We start from the raw sequence: 1,347 nt of genomic DNA on the forward strand, positions 1-1,347 counted from the left end.
GGACACCTCGCTGTCAGCTTCCTGAGTCTTTCGTGCCATGGCGGTTCTATGCCAAACTCAGCGCCTTTCGGGCTTGCCTAACAGGATTTATGCTCCCCTTGTCACCCAGTTTGCTGACCACCCTCGCCGCCGCCCTTCTATATGCCGCTGCGACCCTTTATCAGAGCACCCGTCTGGCCACCGGCGCCAAGGCGAACAAGCGCCTGCTCGTTAGCCTCGGCGTACTCGCCGTGGTCGCCCATAGCGCCAGCCTGCTCACGCACCTGCTGACCCCGATCGGCCTGGGCCTGGATTTCTTCAGTGCCTCCAGCCTGATTGCCGCGGCGGTGATTGCCCTGACCCTGCTCGCCTGCTCGCGCATACCGGTGGAAAACCTGCTGGTGCTGCTGTTCCCGCTGGGCGCGGTGACCGTGCTGCTGGCGCAGTTCGCGCCGGCCGGCACCGTGCAGATCATTGATGAAGAGCCGGGCATCCTCGCGCACATTCTGTTGTCGATCCTCGCCTACGGCATGTTCACCATCGCGGTGTTTCAGGCCTTGTTGCTGCTGGTGCAAGATCACCAGCTCAAGCACAAGCACCCGTCCGGGCTGATCAAGAATTTCCCGCCGCTGCAAACCATGGAAAGCCTGCTGTTCGGCTTCCTCTGGGCAGGCTGGACGCTGCTGTCGCTGTCGCTGATTTCCGGCTGGCTGTTCGTCGAGAACCTGTTCGCCCAGCATCTGGTGCACAAGACCCTGCTGGCGTGCCTGGCCTGGGTGGTGTTCAGCGTGCTGTTGTGGGGCCGCAACCGTCTCGGCTGGCGTGGCCACAAGGCGATTCGCTGGACGCTCGCCGGTTTCTGCCTGCTGATGTTGGCGTACTTCGGCAGCAAACTGGTTCGTGAATACATCCTGCACATCTGACGGGCGGCATAAATGGACGGTTTGCCCATAGGGCCGATGCTTGCGGTATTTGTCCTGCTGGTTTTGTGGTCGGGGCTGTTTACCGCCGTCGAAATCGCGCAGCAACACCTGCTTGCGCAACGCGCCGCCTCGCGTGCCAGCGATAAGCCACTGGCGAAGCTGAGCTTCCCGCTCGACAGCCTGATCCTCTGCAACACCCTGTGCCGCGCCCTGGCGATGGTCATTGCCACATTGCTGGCAATTTTTCTCTGTGAAGAAAACGGCCCTTGGGCGGCGTGCCTCGGTGCCGGTGCCATCCTGCTGGTGTTTGCTGATTACTTCCCGCGTACGGTTGCCCAACGCTACCCCGATGCCGTGCTCGCCTTCGGCAATACCCTGCTGGGCGTTCCGCTGAAGATCGTTTATCCGTTCGCCTGGCTGTTCAGCCGCCTCAGCGGCCTGTTGA

The 1,347-nt window shown here is 61.9% G+C and carries 2 protein-coding genes; both read left to right on the plus strand.

Annotated features, from left to right (window positions below; all coding sequences use genetic code 11):
- The first annotated feature begins 89 nt into the window (after nt 1-89).
- Entirely contained in the window at nt 90-902 is an 813-nt protein-coding gene (locus DBR24_RS19510) for an inner membrane protein YpjD (RefSeq protein ID WP_123464945.1), read from the plus strand.
- Nucleotides 903-914: 12 nt separating this feature from the next.
- Nucleotides 915-1,347, plus strand: a 433-nt coding sequence (locus DBR24_RS32935; RefSeq protein ID WP_371921332.1) for a DUF21 domain-containing protein, incomplete at its 3' end; no start/stop codon positions are given.

Source organism: Pseudomonas sp. HMWF006 (assembly GCF_003061205.1).
Lineage (GTDB): Bacteria > Pseudomonadota > Gammaproteobacteria > Pseudomonadales > Pseudomonadaceae > Aquipseudomonas > Aquipseudomonas monsensis.

Coding starts and splice junctions, on each gene's coding strand:
- DBR24_RS19510 (WP_123464945.1), top strand. CDS start 90: ATGCTCCCCTTGTCACCCAGTTTGCTGACCACCCTCGCCGCCGCCCTT.